Annotated in this window: 13 protein-coding genes and 1 riboswitch; of the genes, 8 read left to right on the forward strand and 5 right to left on the reverse strand. The window is 54.1% G+C overall.

The window, feature by feature from the left end; genetic code table 11:
- Positions 1–159 precede the first annotated feature (159 nt).
- A riboswitch (FMN riboswitch) is annotated at positions 160–300 on the forward strand.
- A gap of 170 nt (positions 301–470) precedes the next feature.
- The 4 genes from ribD to ribH are packed head-to-tail and all read left to right on the forward strand — an operon-like array spanning position 471 to position 3,889.
- Complete coding sequence (gene ribD, locus CAFE_RS04275; RefSeq protein ID WP_066648215.1) at positions 471–1,574, forward strand: bifunctional diaminohydroxyphosphoribosylaminopyrimidine deaminase/5-amino-6-(5-phosphoribosylamino)uracil reductase RibD; 1,104 nt, start codon at positions 471–473, stop codon at positions 1,572–1,574.
- Entirely contained in the window at positions 1,556–2,194 is a 639-nt protein-coding gene (locus tag CAFE_RS04280) for a riboflavin synthase (protein WP_066648224.1), read from the forward strand. Before ribD ends, CAFE_RS04280 begins: the two co-directional genes overlap by 19 nt.
- 14 nt (positions 2,195–2,208) lie before the next feature.
- On the forward strand, positions 2,209–3,408 hold the full coding sequence (locus CAFE_RS04285) for a bifunctional 3,4-dihydroxy-2-butanone-4-phosphate synthase/GTP cyclohydrolase II (RefSeq protein ID WP_066648234.1): 1,200 nt from the start codon (positions 2,209–2,211) through the stop codon (positions 3,406–3,408).
- 13 nt (positions 3,409–3,421) lie between these two features.
- Positions 3,422–3,889 (forward strand): 6,7-dimethyl-8-ribityllumazine synthase, encoded by a 468-nt coding sequence (ribH, locus tag CAFE_RS04290; protein WP_156989902.1) that lies wholly within the window; start codon positions 3,422–3,424, stop codon positions 3,887–3,889.
- Between the two features lie 231 nt (positions 3,890–4,120).
- Here ribH and CAFE_RS04295 read toward each other — a convergent pair whose 3' ends face one another.
- The 5 genes from CAFE_RS04295 to CAFE_RS04315 form a co-directional block, all read right to left on the reverse strand.
- Positions 4,121–4,864, reverse strand: a complete 744-nt coding sequence (locus CAFE_RS04295) for a hypothetical protein (RefSeq protein WP_066648237.1) — start codon at positions 4,862–4,864, stop codon at positions 4,121–4,123.
- Positions 4,857–7,073 (reverse strand): hypothetical protein, encoded by a 2,217-nt coding sequence (locus CAFE_RS04300; protein WP_156989903.1) that lies wholly within the window; start codon positions 7,071–7,073, stop codon positions 4,857–4,859. Before CAFE_RS04300 ends, CAFE_RS04295 begins: the two co-directional genes overlap by 8 nt.
- Positions 7,070–7,801: an ABC transporter ATP-binding protein gene (locus tag CAFE_RS04305; RefSeq protein WP_156989904.1), complete on the reverse strand. Its 732-nt coding sequence runs from the start codon at positions 7,799–7,801 to the stop codon at positions 7,070–7,072. Before CAFE_RS04305 ends, CAFE_RS04300 begins: the two co-directional genes overlap by 4 nt.
- Positions 7,802–7,887: 86 nt before the next feature.
- Positions 7,888–9,417, reverse strand: coding sequence for a sensor histidine kinase (locus tag CAFE_RS04310; protein ID WP_233452698.1), 1,530 nt, complete (start codon positions 9,415–9,417; stop codon positions 7,888–7,890).
- On the reverse strand, positions 9,414–10,076 hold the full coding sequence (locus tag CAFE_RS04315; protein ID WP_156989905.1) for a response regulator transcription factor: 663 nt from the start codon (positions 10,074–10,076) through the stop codon (positions 9,414–9,416). Before CAFE_RS04315 ends, CAFE_RS04310 begins: the two co-directional genes overlap by 4 nt.
- Before the next feature lie 565 nt (positions 10,077–10,641).
- On the opposite strand from CAFE_RS04315, the gene CAFE_RS04320 reads away from it, so the two are divergent.
- From CAFE_RS04320 to nadC, 4 genes are read left to right on the forward strand one after another with little or no spacing between them, the layout of a single operon-like run.
- Entirely contained in the window at positions 10,642–11,553 is a 912-nt protein-coding gene (locus CAFE_RS04320; protein WP_066648248.1) for an NUDIX hydrolase, read from the forward strand.
- Positions 11,554–11,598: 45 nt separating this feature from the next.
- Entirely contained in the window at positions 11,599–12,516 is a 918-nt protein-coding gene (gene nadA / locus CAFE_RS04325; protein ID WP_156989906.1) for a quinolinate synthase NadA, read from the forward strand.
- A 1-nt stretch (position 12,517) separates the two neighbouring features.
- Positions 12,518–14,080 carry an L-aspartate oxidase gene (nadB, locus tag CAFE_RS04330; RefSeq protein WP_233452699.1) on the forward strand — a complete coding sequence of 521 codons (1,563 nt, stop codon included), beginning with the start codon at positions 12,518–12,520 and terminating at the stop codon, positions 14,078–14,080.
- Between the two features lie 21 nt (positions 14,081–14,101).
- A complete protein-coding gene (nadC, locus tag CAFE_RS04335; RefSeq protein WP_156989907.1) occupies positions 14,102–14,944 on the forward strand; it encodes a carboxylating nicotinate-nucleotide diphosphorylase in 843 nt (280 codons plus the stop codon).
- Positions 14,945–15,031 lie beyond the last annotated feature (87 nt).

Raw genomic sequence — 15,031 nt, forward strand, 5'->3', positions numbered from 1 at the left:
AGACCCGCTTAAGGTGCATTTTTTGAGCATTATTTTATTTAGCCTCGGAAGAACCTGAAAAGTTGCTGTGCCAAACCTAGTGCGGATTAAATACGAATTAAATGATATTGATTTTTTTATCAACTAGCGTATAATTGATTTAAACAACTGAATAAATTCAAATGTCTTCAGGGCAGGGTGAAATTCCCGATCGGCGGTATAGTCCGCGAGCGCGTAAGCGCAGGGCTTGACATTATGTTCAAGTCAGGATTTGGTGAAACTCCAAAACCGACAGTATAGTCTGGATGGAAGAAGATGTGTTGAAATTGTATGCAGTGCCGAGGTAATGTTCGGCAGTGCTTGATAATACCGTCAGAGCCGGTTTTTCCGTGCCTGATGGTTTTAAGGGCATTCCATACACCTGGATTTTAACACCTGAAAGACATTTCAATGCTTTCAGGTGTTAATTTTTTATTTTAGAGGTGTTGCGATTGTCTGATGAAACTTACATGAAGCTGGCGCTGGAATACGCCGAAAAGGGCTGCGGCTGGGTCAATCCGAATCCGATGGTTGGAGCTGTTGTCGTGAAAGATGACCGTGTGATCGGCACGGGCTATCATCAGCGGTACGGAGAATTGCATGCGGAACGGAATGCTCTCGCTTCCTGCACGGAACCGCCGCAGGGCGCGACCTTGTATGTGACCTTGGAGCCGTGCTGCCATTACGGAAAAACGCCGCCGTGTACGGACGCGATTCTGAAAAGCGGCGTCCGTCGTGTGGTAATCGGTTCGGCCGATCCGAATCCGCTGGTTGCCGGAAAAGGAATTCAGATTTTACGCCGGCACGGGATGGAAGTCACGGAAGGTGTGCTCCGGGAAGCCTGTAGCAAACTGAATGAGGTGTTTTTTCATTTCATTCAGACCAAAACTCCATTCGTTTTGATGAAATACGCCATGACGATGGATGGTAAGACCGCCACGCATTCCGGCAAGTCGAAATGGATCACCGGAGAAGCCGCCCGCAGGCGCGTACAGGAGGACCGGCATCGGTATTCCGGTGTCATGGTGGGTGTCGGCACGATTTTCGCGGACGACCCGCTTTTGACCTGCCGCCTGCCGAACAGCAGGAGTCCCGTCCGCATTATCTGCGATTCCCGATTGCGGATGCCGCTGAGCGCGCAGGTTGTGCGGACGGCGAGAGAAATTCACACCATCATTGCCACCTGCTCACAGGATGAAACCCTTGCGCGCCCCTACCGGAAGGCCGGGTGTGAGGTGGTAACGCTGCCGTCAAAAGACGGGCATATCGATCTGCGCGAGCTCATGGCTGCGTTGGGGGAAAAAGAAATCGACAGCGTTCTGCTGGAGGGCGGCGGTACGCTGAATTGGTCGGCATTGCAAAGCGGCATTGTCAGCAAGGTACAGGCATACGTTGCTCCGAAGCTGTTCGGCGGCGCCGATGCGAAATCCCCGGTGGAGGGAATCGGCGTGGAAGGCCCGAAGAAGGCGTTCCGGCTTGCCTCGCCGCAGGTGATGCGGCTGGGAGAAGATGTTTTGCTGGAAAGCGAGGTGCTCCCATGTTCACAGGAATCATAGAGGAAACGGGGACGATCCGCTCAATCAAAAAAATCGGGCGCTCCGCCGCCCTGACCATCGGCGCATCAGCGGTTCTAGATGGTTTGAGACTGGGCGACAGCATCGCGGTAAGCGGCGTGTGCCTGACGGTCGTTTCCCTGGAGGAAGATTCCTTTTCCGCCGACGTGATGAACGAAACCGCCGCGTGCTCCAACCTTTTGGATATAAAAGTCGGCGGTACGGTCAACCTCGAGCGCGCCATGCCACTGAACGGACGGTTTGGCGGGCATATCGTCGCGGGGCACATCGACGGAACCGGCGTGATCAGCAGTATGCGACAGGATGAAAACGCGATTTGGTTCACCGTCCGGACTTTCCCCCGCATTTTGCGGTATGTGATTAATAAAGGGTCCATTGCCATCGACGGCATCAGTTTGACCGTCGCGGGCGTAACAGAGAAGGATTTCAGCGTGTCCGTGATTCCGCACACGGCCCAAAACACCACGCTTGGAGAAAAACGCGTCGGGTTCACGGTGAATCTGGAAAACGACTGCATCGGAAAATATGTGGAAAAGCTGCTTCGCGCGCCGGGAGGACAGAGCGGTATCTCAAAGGAATTTCTCGCCCGGTACGGATTTTGAAAGGAGAAATCGGCATGTTTGCGTTTAGTACGATAGAAAAAGCGCTTGAAGATTTGCGTCAGGGAAAAATAATTTTAGCAACAGATGATGAGAATCGGGAAAATGAAGGAGATTTGATTTGCGCTTCGGAATTCGCCACAACCGAAAACGTCAATTTCATGGCGGTGCACGGTAAAGGCTTGATTTGTATGCCCATGAGCATTGCTCTCTGCCAGAAGCTCCGGTTCCCGCAGATGGTTTCAGACAATACCGACAACCACGAAACGGCGTTCACGGTTTCCGTCGATCATATCGGCACCACAACGGGCATTTCCGCCGAAGAACGGGGCGTCACGGCCCGCGCCTGTGTAAGCGACGGCGCAAAACCGGAAGATTTCCGCCGCCCCGGTCATATGTTTCCGCTGATGGCGAAGCCGAACGGCGTTCTGGAACGGGGCGGGCATACGGAGGCCACCGTGGATCTGTTGCGGCTTGCCGGACTGAAAGAATGCGGACTGTGCTGTGAGGTCATGGGCGCAGACGGTCGGATGATGCGGACGCCCGAGCTGATTCAGCTTGCCGGTCAATGGGGACTGACCTTCATCACGATTCAGGATTTGCAGGATTACCGAAAAAAGCACGACAAGCTGGTCGAGCGCGTAGCTGTTGCCAAGATGCCCACCCGATACGGGAATTTCACCGCATATGGATATGTCAACACTCTTAACGGGGAGCATCATGTCGCGTTGGTCAAGGGAGAAATCGGAGACGGGCAGAACCTGTTATGCCGCGTCCATTCCGAATGCCTGACCGGGGACGCGTTCGGCTCCCTTCGCTGCGACTGCGGGCAGCAGTTCGCGTCCGCCATGACGCAGATTGAACGGGAGGGACGCGGTGTCCTGCTTTACATGCGGCAGGAAGGGCGGGGCATCGGGCTGATCAACAAGCTCCGGGCCTATGAATTGCAGGACCAGGGAATGGACACGCTGGAAGCCAACGAGGCGCTTGGCTTTGCGGGCGATCTGCGGGAATATTTCATCGGCGCACAAATTCTCCGGGATTTGGGAGCCAAAACGCTGCGGCTTCTGACCAATAATCCCGACAAGGTGTACCAGCTTGCCGATTACGGCATGAAAATTGTAGAGCGAATCCCCCTCCAGATGGACGCCACCCCCTACGACCTGTTTTATCTGAAAACGAAGCAGTCCCGGATGGGACATATTCTCAATTATTGAAGGAGTTTTTGTAATGAATATTTTTGAAGGAAAATTGGTATCCAAAGAAATCCGGATCGGTATTGTAGCCGCCCGCTTTAACGAATTTATTACCTCGAAACTGCTGTCGGGCGCGCTGGACGGCTTGAAGCGTCACGACGTATCGGGGGACAGCATCGATGTGGCATGGGTTCCCGGCGCGTTTGAAATTCCGCTGATCGCGTCGAAGATGGCGAAAAGCGGGAAATACGACGCGGTGATCTGCCTCGGCGCTGTAATCCGCGGAAGCACCAGCCATTACGATTATGTTTGCAATGAAGTGTCAAAGGGAATCGCGCAGACGGAGCTTGCCAGCGGAGTCCCGGTGATGTTCGGCGTTCTGACGACGGAGAATATCGAGCAGGCCATTGAACGCGCCGGAACCAAGGCGGGCAATAAGGGCTTCGACTGCGCGGAGGGAGCAATCGAGATGGTCAATTTGATTCGCGTGATGGAAGCATGACTACAAATGCCTCATCGAAAGAAAGTGTACAAAACAAGCAGGGTAACTTTAGCCACAGTTGCCCCGCTTAGCCGGTACAGTGAACACGGTAATTTGCGCCGGCTCACCGGGCGTAATCAGGTGAATTGACCCGGTCTGCGTTTCCTTTCGGAAATTTCAGCCCATTAAAAGCAAAATTGTTTTTCCACAACGTCCGTCCGGATCGCGAACAACGAATTTCAGCATAAAATCTTAAGACTTTCTAAGGAAAATCATCGGACTCATGTTAGTTCTTTGCCTTTTGATGAAAAAAATGATCAACGCAACGCCCGCAATCGTAAACGCCGCCCGTCCGGCTAAAAATTCATTGGAAAACGTAAACTTCTGCACGCCGGTGTAAAGAGGACGTACTACGGATGTACCGAACAGATCCATACAGTCCGGCAGAGAAATTCCGAAAGCTCCCAGTATCAGAACGACGGCCAGCAGAATATAGACAAGGGCCTGTCTTTTGTGTCCAAGGAGCATGGCCGCCCCGAAAAGAAACAGCGCGGGCGGCAGAAGCAGGATCAGTCCGGCATAAATGAGCGAGCCAAAGCCTGTATAGTCAAATACAAGCCGATAAAATACAAAGCATATGCCGAACGACAGTCCCATCGCAGTCAGGAACGCACACGCAGTCGCAGCATAGCGAATCGCCCGGAATACGGCCATTTGAACCGACGATGTCTCCAAGATTGTCACGGCGCGGCGTTCAGAAGTCGTGAATTGCCGCGCGCACAGTGCCAGCAGCAGGATGAACAGCAAAACAGCCGCGGAAGAGAGATAGCTGCAAAACGTCCATTGGGAAAAGGGAGCTGTAAAGCCCGTGCCATAGATGACGCTGCCGCGAAGCAGAGCCAAACAGTAGACGATGTTCACCGCTAAAAGCAGCAGATATTCTTTTGAACAGAAAAGACGTTTCAGCTCATACTTGAAAATCGTTCCTTTACGCAAGGTCAAGCGCCTCCTTTGCGAGTCCGACTGCGGCCAGAAAGTCGTCATAGGTGATCGGCTGGCCCAAGTGCTTCAGATACAGTCCCGAGAGCCTTTTCTGCAATGCCCCGCTTCCGCCCAGAGCTTTTTCCGCTTTTACAAACTGGAGCGGCATGATATCGTAAAGGCCGATATTATTCAGAGCGGCCAATACGTTGGACTGATCGCCGGGCGACAGCTTTTTCAAATAGGTCGGGTTCTGAATATAAAACGCGTTTCGGTAAGACTTCAGGTTTTTTTGCCACTCGCTGACAAAATGGGAATTTGCATAGTCTGCGCCAAAGTAATCCTTCATAAAGCAGTATGTACTGTAGCAGGTAATCCCCTCCGCCGACCAGTAGGACTTGCCGTCCGCCATCGGGTAAGTCGCGAGCCCCCACCACTGATGCGCGAGCTCATGGACCAGCACATCGATTCCTCCGCCGGAATCAGGGTCGCCCGCTCCGTCGGGCAGGTAGCCCGCCACGGCAAAAGAGGTTTCATCCATGGCGCTGATGTTCCCGAAAGCACCCCCGCCGCTGAAATACGCCGGAATCTCCAGAACGGTCAGATGATCTTGATAGAGAAGCGGCCCGAATGCGTTTGTAAAATAATCGATCGCGTCTTTCATAATCGCAATCGTACCCATATCCGCAATCGCGGCTTTCTGCTTTGTAAAGTATTTGAATTCCACATTGAGCCCGCCGGCCTTAAAAGTCGTGGTATCATAGACGGCGGCATCCAACCCGGTGCGGTCATTTCCGGGTTCGGATGCAAATTGCCATTGTGTCTTCCCGTTCGCCGTCTTACCCTTGACGCCGTTTGCCCTCGTAAACACCGGCTCAAGACGTTCGTCCAAAGACAGCGTGCCCGAGAAGCCGCAGTCGTCGGCAACCGAAACGTCGGTCTTTGGCGAAAAGCCCGTCGCGGGCAAATCGACGTATTCATTGCAGATTCCGTATACCGGTTTTTGGCTCAACGATCCGTCGTTGCCGACTTTCCCCGCGTACCGGATCACAACCGCATATTCGGAAGCATTGGGCAGATTGATTCTCCATGTGGCATTTCCTTCTTTCTCCGCCGGGTCCCGAACAGCCTGAGCGGAGGCTCCGTTGACCTGAATGCTGCCTACGGTATATCCGGAATTCAGCAAAACGGGAAGCGTCTGCGCTCCCCCCGACGTGTTGCGCAGGGTATAGGAGGCTTCTCCCGAAAGACATCGGACCGCCGTATCAATATCAGCCTTCACGGATTTGTTCGTCAAAAGCAGGGATGGATTTCCGACTTCATCGCCGCCGGAAGACACGACGATGCCGGTCCCCGAGCTGTAGGCGGCGCTGTAATCTCTCGGAACACTGTGATCAAAGTAAGGTTCTGCTGCAAAACTCCCATATGAAAGCACCGTCGCCGCTATCAAAAGGACCGGTATCCAGGCCCGCCGCGCGTTACTCACAAAGGAGCTAAAAACGCCTCGGCCATATCTCCGCGAACCCCAAAGTCCCATCAGCCAGATCGACAGGGAAACCAAAAAGCAAAAGAGACGATTCCACAGAATCAGATCGATTTGGAACTGATTGCTCACCAGATCGGAAAAGCAGTCCGCGTTTGTCTGAACCCAAAACAATAGAAAGCTTGGGTTCAGCGCTGATTGGCTTTCCAGCAGCTTGGAAAGAACGATTAAGCACACCACGGCGACAAACGCCGCCTCCACTCGCCGGAACAGCAGATAGAAGCCAGCGGACAGTAAAATGGAAAAGATCAGCGCTCCGAGAAAAATCAGATACCAGGATGCCGCAAAGGAGCCCGGCTGAAAGTAGACGCCGGTTTTGGCCAGCGCAAAGGGAAAAGCAAACAGCGTTACGATCCACGCCGTGACGACTGCCGTACAAATGAGCGCCAGCGTGCGGCGGAGCTGATAGAAAATGGAATCCGTGCAGGTCAGGATGATCGCGTCTGTGTGATTTTTGTAATCTCTGTGGAATTGTGCCAGCGTCAGTACAGAAAAAAGCAGAGCGCCTAAAATCGCGCTGTTTTTGGCCGGTTCCAAAATGTAAGCATCGGAGGCCGTCCGTCCGGAGGTGTTCAGGCAAAACCACACCGCTCCAACCGACGTCAGCGCAATAAAAAGCAGAATCAGACGGTCCCGCAGCATCCTTTCAATCTCTCTTGAAAGCTTTTCGAAAGCGTTCATGCCGACGCCCTCCCGTTGACCAGCGCCATGTATGCGTTCTCCAAAGTGGCAGCGTGTTTTTCCGCCATCAGTGATTCCGGAGTTCCGGTATAGAGTATTTCTCCGCCGTTCAGGACCACCAGATGATCACAAGCGGGCTGGACATCTTCAATGATGTGCGTGGATAAAATCACCAGCCTGTTTTTCGCCGTCTCGGCAAAGAGGTTTCGGAAAGCAAACCGCTCGGCGGGATCAAGTCCCACGGTCGGTTCGTCAAAAATCAAAAGCTCTGGATCCCCCAACAGGGACTGCGCGATTCCGACGCGCTGCTTTTGTCCGCCCGACAGCGTGCGGATCTTTGCCTTCTGCTTATCCTGAAGATGGGTGAGCGCAATTACCCGGTCGATCTCATCCTTTGCCGTTTTTTTATCCGGACATTTGATTGCCGCCATGTAATCCAGAAACTGTGTCGTGGTCAGATCCTCAAACAGACCAAATTCCTGCGGAAGATAGCCCAAGCCGGATTTTAACTCTTTTTCCTGCTTTATCAGCGGTGAGCCATCCTTCAGAATTTCTCCGGAGGTGGGGAGAAGATTTGCGGTGAGCAGCTTCATCAGCGTGCTTTTTCCGGCTCCGTTCGGCCCCACCAATCCAATCAGGCTGGGGCTTGCCAGCGTCAGATCGATATTCTTCAGCGCGGCTTTCCCGTGCGGATAGGTTTTACTCAGGTGTTTCAGCTCTATTTTCAAAAAATCAGCTCCAATCATCGGTGTTAATTCAACTTTAACACCGGCGATTGGAGCTATGATGAAATACATGTGTAACGGATATGAAATTAGAATTTTATGGTAAAACGCATTCCGTCCGGCGAGCACATCGGCTTAAAATTGAAATCCAGTTCAAGCTGATGAAGGATGGAAGCTGTGATATAGAGCCCCAGACCATTCCCTCCGGTTTCGCGGCTTCTGGATTCGTCCATTCTGCAGAACGGTTCAAACAGCCGGGGGATTTGCTCTTCGGAAATCGGGGCACACTCATTTTCCACAAAAAGGCTGTTCCCGCGGCAGTAGACGGCCAGCCTCCCGCCGGTTGCGGTATACTGAACCGCGTTCGATAAAATGTTGGACAGGGCCTTGCCCAGCAGTTTCGGAGGCATCATTACAACAAACGCGGCGCTCCAGTCCACATACAAAAGGAGCCCTTTTGCGCGGGCAATCATCCCATAAGGCTCTATGACCTCCGCGCAGATCGTTTCTATGCTCTCGGTAACCTTTTCCTCGATTGCGTCGCCGAGGTGGGAGGTATCCAGAATTTCGCGCAGCATCCCGGAAAGCCGGTCCACCAGTTCTTTGCATTTGGGGAGCCATTCTTTCTGATTTTTATATTTGCCCACCCCAAGGATCATGTTGTCCATAATCACGCTCACTGCGGTAACCGGTGTTTTCAGTTCGTGAGACGCGGCGCGGAGGAAATCGGTTTTGGCGCGTTCCGCGGCGCCAACCTTCTTCAGTTCGGTCTCCAACGATTCTATGGTGCCCAGCAGATTTCCGTACAGGCTGTTGACATTGGCAGCCAATGTGCCGATCTCATCTCTTGTGTTGACCCTGCATATGGCAGCCCGGTCCAGCGTATTCATACGCTGTGTTTCTTCGGAAATTGCTTTGATCGGACGCGTGATGGCCCTGGCATACAGCAATGAAAAAAGGACCGCGATAATGAGGCACAGAAAAATCGACACGGGCAGAAGGGACACGATTACCTGCACGGCTTCCTCGACCGGGGCCAGCGTAAGCGTTGCGGTAAGCGCGCCCGCTTCTCCTCCTATCGTAAAGCTGCGCTGCGCTTGAATCGTCTTGGAACCGGCTGCCCCGCTGGTCACGATGCCGGTAAGGATTCCTCCGTCACCGATATTTTCGGTACCGCTGGCTTCGGCGGAGGAAGAGGCGGTGTCATCGCTGATGATTTTTACGCCTTTATCCTCTGTGACGGTCACGGTCTTGTCCGTATCGCAGCTCTCCGACGCGGTTCCCCGGCTGGCAGCAGCGCCGGACTCCTCAGAATCCGAATCCTTAATCCGCGTGATCACTCCGCCGTCCCAGTTCAGCATAGTATAGGAATCGCTCCCGATGCTGAGCTCTAAATTTGCCTGAAGACTTCCGGCGTACCCAGCCATCAAATCCGTCACATCGCTTCGTTTTGCCTTCTCCAGCCGGCTGACAAACCGGTCTGTTTGCAGCGTCAATTCCTGCTGCTTCTGATCGGTGTAAACCTTCGGCAGCAGCGCATAAATCAATCCGTCCGCCAACAAAGCGATCAATATCAGAAGTGTGAGGGTATAGAAAAAAGTCTTAGTGAAAATCTTCATGGATCGTCCTCCAGCTTGTATCCCACGCCGGTAACGGTTGTGACACAAGTCAGATGAAGCTTCTTCCGAAGGTTTTTAATGTAAGAATCCACAGTTCGGTCAAAGACAGGCTTGTCTTCTCCCCACAGCTCATCCAGAATACGGTCGCGCGACAGCACGCTGCCTCTGTGTTCCACCAGAAGCCTCAGCAGTTTGATTTCCTTCGGCGTAACGTCGATCGGTCCGTCTGCGCCCAGTGCCGTGTAGCCGTTGAAATCCACCGTAACGCCCTGATACCGCCAAATGTAAGGGAAATCACCGGATTTTCCCCGGCGTAATAAAGCTTCCACGCGCTTTTCCAAAAGGACGATGGAAAACGGCTTGGTCACGTAGTCGTCCGCCATCCCGTCAAAACTGGAGATCTGCGTATATTCATCGCCGATCGCGGTCAGCATGATGACGGGAACATTGCTTGTCTTTCGCAGTTCATGAAGAACGGCCAGCCCCGTAAGCTTCGGCAGCATAATATCAAGCAAAATAAGGTCATAAGGACTCTGACCGGTCAGCTTCAGAGCCTGTTCTCCGTCGTAGGCGGGAGTAGTTTCATATCCCGCTTCTTTAAAATATTCGCATATTCCTTCACTGGTATCCCGGTCGTCTTCCACAACAAGAAGCCTCAAACAGCATCACCACCTGAATTAATTTTAGCGGAAAGATGTGTAACGAATATGAAAATCAGTTGCCCCTTTCCCCATTTATAAAATTACGATCCGCGATAATTTTTGGCGTTGGGGATGCAAATGTCCGCTCCGGGCAGCCCCACCCGGATAAAGTTTTGCCGTCTCCGGTTCAGCAGTCCAACCGCGGGTCCCACGCTCAAAAGCAAAACCGCACAGGCTGCCCTGCACGGCTAAAACACACCGGCGTTGTTTAAAGTATTTCGCCGTTTTCATTATACCGATAATTTCTATCTTTCTCAATAAAAAGCAGCTTCTTTAGGGCTGCTTCGCAACAGCTCCTTCTCTGGAATTGATGATTGATGCCCCGGCCTTTTTACGATTTCGGCCGTGAGTCCAAGATTCGTCCGCACCCCAAAACGCCGGTGCTGTCGTAATTTCCAACTTGCCGGAGGAAAGATTTAATTTTATGATTGACAGCCATACTACTTAATAGTAATATGATAATAACATTTTCATATTAACATTTGGATAATAACAAATTCCGACAGAAAAGGGCGTGGGCAGAGTGGCAGACAGCCGGCTCCGGAATGAAGACGGGCTGACAGAACAGGAATTCCTGCGGCAATACGACGTAACCCGGTATCAAAGGCCGTCGGTTTCGGTCGATCTCCTTCTTTTCACGGTGGTGAACGGCCCGAAATTCAATTATCGAAAGCTACCGGAAAAAGAGGTCAAAGTGCTGATGGTCAAACGCGGCAACCACCCGTTTATCGGCCAATGGGCGCTGCCGGGCGGTTTTATGTCGGTGAACGAAAGCCTTGACGACGCCGCATACCGCGAGCTGAAGGAAGAAGTCAACGTCAGCGACATTTATATGGAACAGCTTTACACGTGGGGGAATGTGGACCGGGATCCGCGCACACGCGTCATCAGCTGTTCCTATATGTCGCTGGTCGACAGCTCCCAGCTCCAGATCAAAGCGGGCGGAGGCGCCTGGGACGCCCGCTGGTTCACGCTCGGCTATGAAATGCAGGAAGAAAAAAAAGAAGTCTGCTCCGGTGGTTATCTTTTTGAAAACCTCGTGAAACTAACCCTTTCAGGTAACGACGAGACCCTTTCCGCCGTGATAGGAACCCAGAAACGTATTGTGGGGCGGTGCAAAACGCTCCAATGCCGTACTGTGGAAAACAGCGGGATTGCGTTTGACCACGCAATGGTCATTCAATACGGACTGGAGCGGCTGCGCAACAAAATCGAATACACCGATATCGCCTTCAATCTTATGCCCCGCTATTTCACGCTGACCGAACTGCAGCAGGTTTACGAGGTGATTCTGGGGAAAGAACTTTTAAAAGCCAATTTTCGCCGTAAAATCGCGGATATGGTGATTGAGACCAACCGGGTGACAAAGGACGCGGGGCATCGTCCGTCAAAGCTTTATATGTTCAACTCGAACCGGCGGGAAAGCAATTTCTGACAATCCCGCCGCAGACCGACGATAACAAGAACGGAGGTGCTATCGTTGAACGACCCTGAGCTCATCCATGAAATCAACCGGCTCCGTAAAGAGCGGGACGCCGTGATTCTGGCCCATAACTACCAGCCGCCCGAAATACAGGAAATTGCCGATCTGGTCGGCGATTCCTTTGCATTGAGCAAAGCGGCTGCTGAAATCGACCGCAGGGTAATCGTTTTCTGCGGCGTGCGTTTTATGGCGGAGAGCGCAAAAATCCTATCGCCCCGGAAAACCGTTCTGCAGCCGGCAGCAGGCGCCGGCTGCCCGCTGGCCGATTCCGTCACGGTGCCTCAGCTTCGGCAGGCACGGGCGGCGCATCCCCGGGCGGCTGTGGTATGTTATATCAACACCAGCGCCGCGGTCAAGTCGGAATGCGATATTTGCTGCACGTCATCCAACGCGGTTCGGATCGCGCGGTCGGTCAGGAAGGAAGAAATCCTTTTTGTGCCGGACTGCAATCTCGCATCCTATGTGGCCGAAGCCGTGCCTGAGAAAAAAGTGATCCCGTGGTCGGGAAGCTGTGCCGTCCATTCGCGCATCTCCTCGGCCGGCGTGGCGGCGGCGCGGGCGGCGCACCCGGGCGCACCGCTGCTCGTGCACCCAGAGGTACCGGCGAAAATCCGCAACCAGGCCGACTTTACGGGAAGCACCGCGCAGATCATCGGCTTTGCTGCCGGGTCGGACGGCCGGGAATTCATAGTCGGCACGGAAGTGGGTATTCTGGAAAAGCTCCGCTCCGTTCGTCCGGACGCTGCGTTCTATCCGCTGCAGGGGAATCTTTTATGCGCTGACATGAAGAAAACGACATTGCAGAATGTATGCGATTCTCTGACTTCTATGAAAAACGAAGTGAAGATGCCCGAAGAGCTTCGGCAGAAGGCCTTTGTATGCCTGAACCGAATGATGGCTGCAGCGGAAAATTAAAATGCGATTCGAAAAGGAGGAAACTGCTTTGACCCGCTGTCTTTCAAATTTCGACGCGTCGGTCATGGGGCGCGCGTCGTTCGACGCCGTGATCGTGGGCGGCGGGCTTGCCGGAATTTTCTGCGCCCTGAACCTGCCCCGCCGGATGAAAACGGCGGTGCTCTGCAAGGGATCGGTCGAGGACTGCGACTCCTATCTGGCGCAGGGGGGCATTGCGGCAAGCATCGGCAGCGATGACCGCGGCCTGCATATCCGCGACACTATGACCGCCGGGTGCGGCGTCAACAATCCGCAGGCTGTGCGCATCCTGGTCGAAGAAAGCGAACAGGCCATCCGGAAGCTGGCGGAGCTGGGGGTATCGTTCGACCGCAGGCCGGACGGCCGGTTTCAGCGTTCGCTGGAGGGAAACCATTCTGCCAGGCGGATCCTGCATGTCAACGGCGATGCCACAGGCAAGGGCATTATGACGGCGCTCATCGCCCGCTGCGCCGGGCGGGATAACATCTCTCTGCTCGAAAACACCTTTGCCGTGGATCTGGTCACGCGGGAAGGGACTTGCTCCGGCGTGATTGCGGAAAAAGCCGGAAGATTGCTTTGCCTTTCCTCCCCCGCCGTCGTGATGGCAACCGGAGGCATCGGCCAGCTGTTCCCCGTTACCACCAATTCAAAGGTGCTTACGGGTGACGGCATCGCCGCGGCAAGCCGGGCCGGCGCGGCTCTCGATTCCCTTGAATTCATCCAGTTTCACCCTACCGCGCTCTATTCGCCGGTGAAAGCGGAGCGGGCGTTTCTGATTTCGGAGGCGGTGCGCGGCGAAGGCGCGCTGCTGCGCAACAGGGAGGGAGACCGGTTCATGCCCCGCTATGACGCGCGTCTGGAGCTTGCCCCGCGCGACATCGTGGCCCGGGCCATCTTCGACCAGATGGCGAAAACATCCAGCCCCTGCGTATACCTCGATATCACCGGGAAAAAACGCGCGTTTTTGGAACGGCGGTTCCCAATGATTTTCAGCGAATGCCTGAAAAGGGGTATTGATATTTCGAAGGATTGGATTCCAGTAGTTCCGTGCGAACATTATTGTATGGGCGGTATCCGCACGGATTGCGACGGACGCACCAGCGTCGACCGCCTATACGCCATTGGGGAATGCGCATGCACCGGGGTGCATGGAGCCAACAGACTGGCCAGTAATTCCCTGTTGGAGGATGTGGTTTTCGGCGCTAGAGCCGCGGCGGCTGTCGCCGGGCGCGCGGCGCCGCCTGCCGATGTGCGGGACTTTCGTTTGGAGGGGAGGAAGGCCGGCGGTCTTGCCGACCCGGAAAAGCTGCGTGCCGGCCTGCGTCTCCTGATGGAGGAGGACGCAGGAATCATTCGCAGTGGGCGGAAACTCGGGCAAGCGCTCGCAGCCATCGAAAAGGTGCAGCGGGAAAGGATCGACCCCGCCGACCTTACGACCCGGGAAGAATACGAAACGGCGGATATGGTTGAAACGGCGCGCCTGATCGTAAGCGCCGCGGTGAAAAACCGCAGCAGCATCGGCTGCCATTACATTGTGGATTCCTAAACCGAATGCGAGGTATGTAATATGGTAAACGATCTTATCCTTGATGATTTTCTGCGTATGGCGCTTAAGGAGGACATCGGACTGGGCGATGTGACGACCGACAGCCTCATCGGCCCGGGGCAGGTCTCGCATTGCCGGCTTGTCGCAAAGGAAGCCGGCGTACTGGCGGGCCTTCCCGTTTTTGTTCAGGTATTCCGGCTGCTGGATGCGGGAGTGTCCGTAAAATTTTATCGGTCGGAGGGGGATTCCATCCAATCGGGAGAAGTGATCGCCGAGTTGGACGGCAACACCCGGGCGCTCCTGCAAGGCGAGCGGGTTGCGCTCAATATTCTGCAGCGCATGTGCGGCATTGCCACCAAAACGCACCGGCTCTGCGCCCTGATTCAGGGTTATCCCACCCGCCTTGCCGACACCCGCAAAACGCTGCCGGGATTCCGCATGCTTGATAAATATGCCGTGACAGTGGGCGGCGGAACGAATCACCGAATGAACCTCTCGGATCTTGTGCTGATTAAAGACAATCACATCGCGGCGGTGGGCTCTATACGGCAGGCGGTCGCTCTGGCCCGGAAGCGGGCGCCTTTTTCCGCCAAAATCGAGGTGGAAGCAGAAAACCTGGAACAACTCGCGGAGGCCGCGGAAGCTGGGGCCGACATCGTCATGCTCGATAATATGGACTGTGCGGAAATGAAAAAAGCAGTTAATTGGGTGCAAGGCAGGTTCTGCCTTGAAGCTTCGGGCAATATCGATGAGGAGAACGTCATTGCCGTGGCAGCCACAGGCATTGACCTCATCTCCTGCGGCGCGCTGACCCATTCGGTGCGGGCGCTGGACATCAGCCTAAAATTTGATTTGCCCCGCTGATTTCACCGTTTTTATACAGGAAAACCCCGCCGGCTTGGAAGCTGACGGGGTTTCCCTGATTTAACAAAATAATCAAAAATTCATTGA

The organism is Caproicibacter fermentans (assembly GCF_009746625.1).
Lineage (GTDB): Bacteria > Bacillota > Clostridia > Oscillospirales > Acutalibacteraceae > Caproicibacter > Caproicibacter fermentans.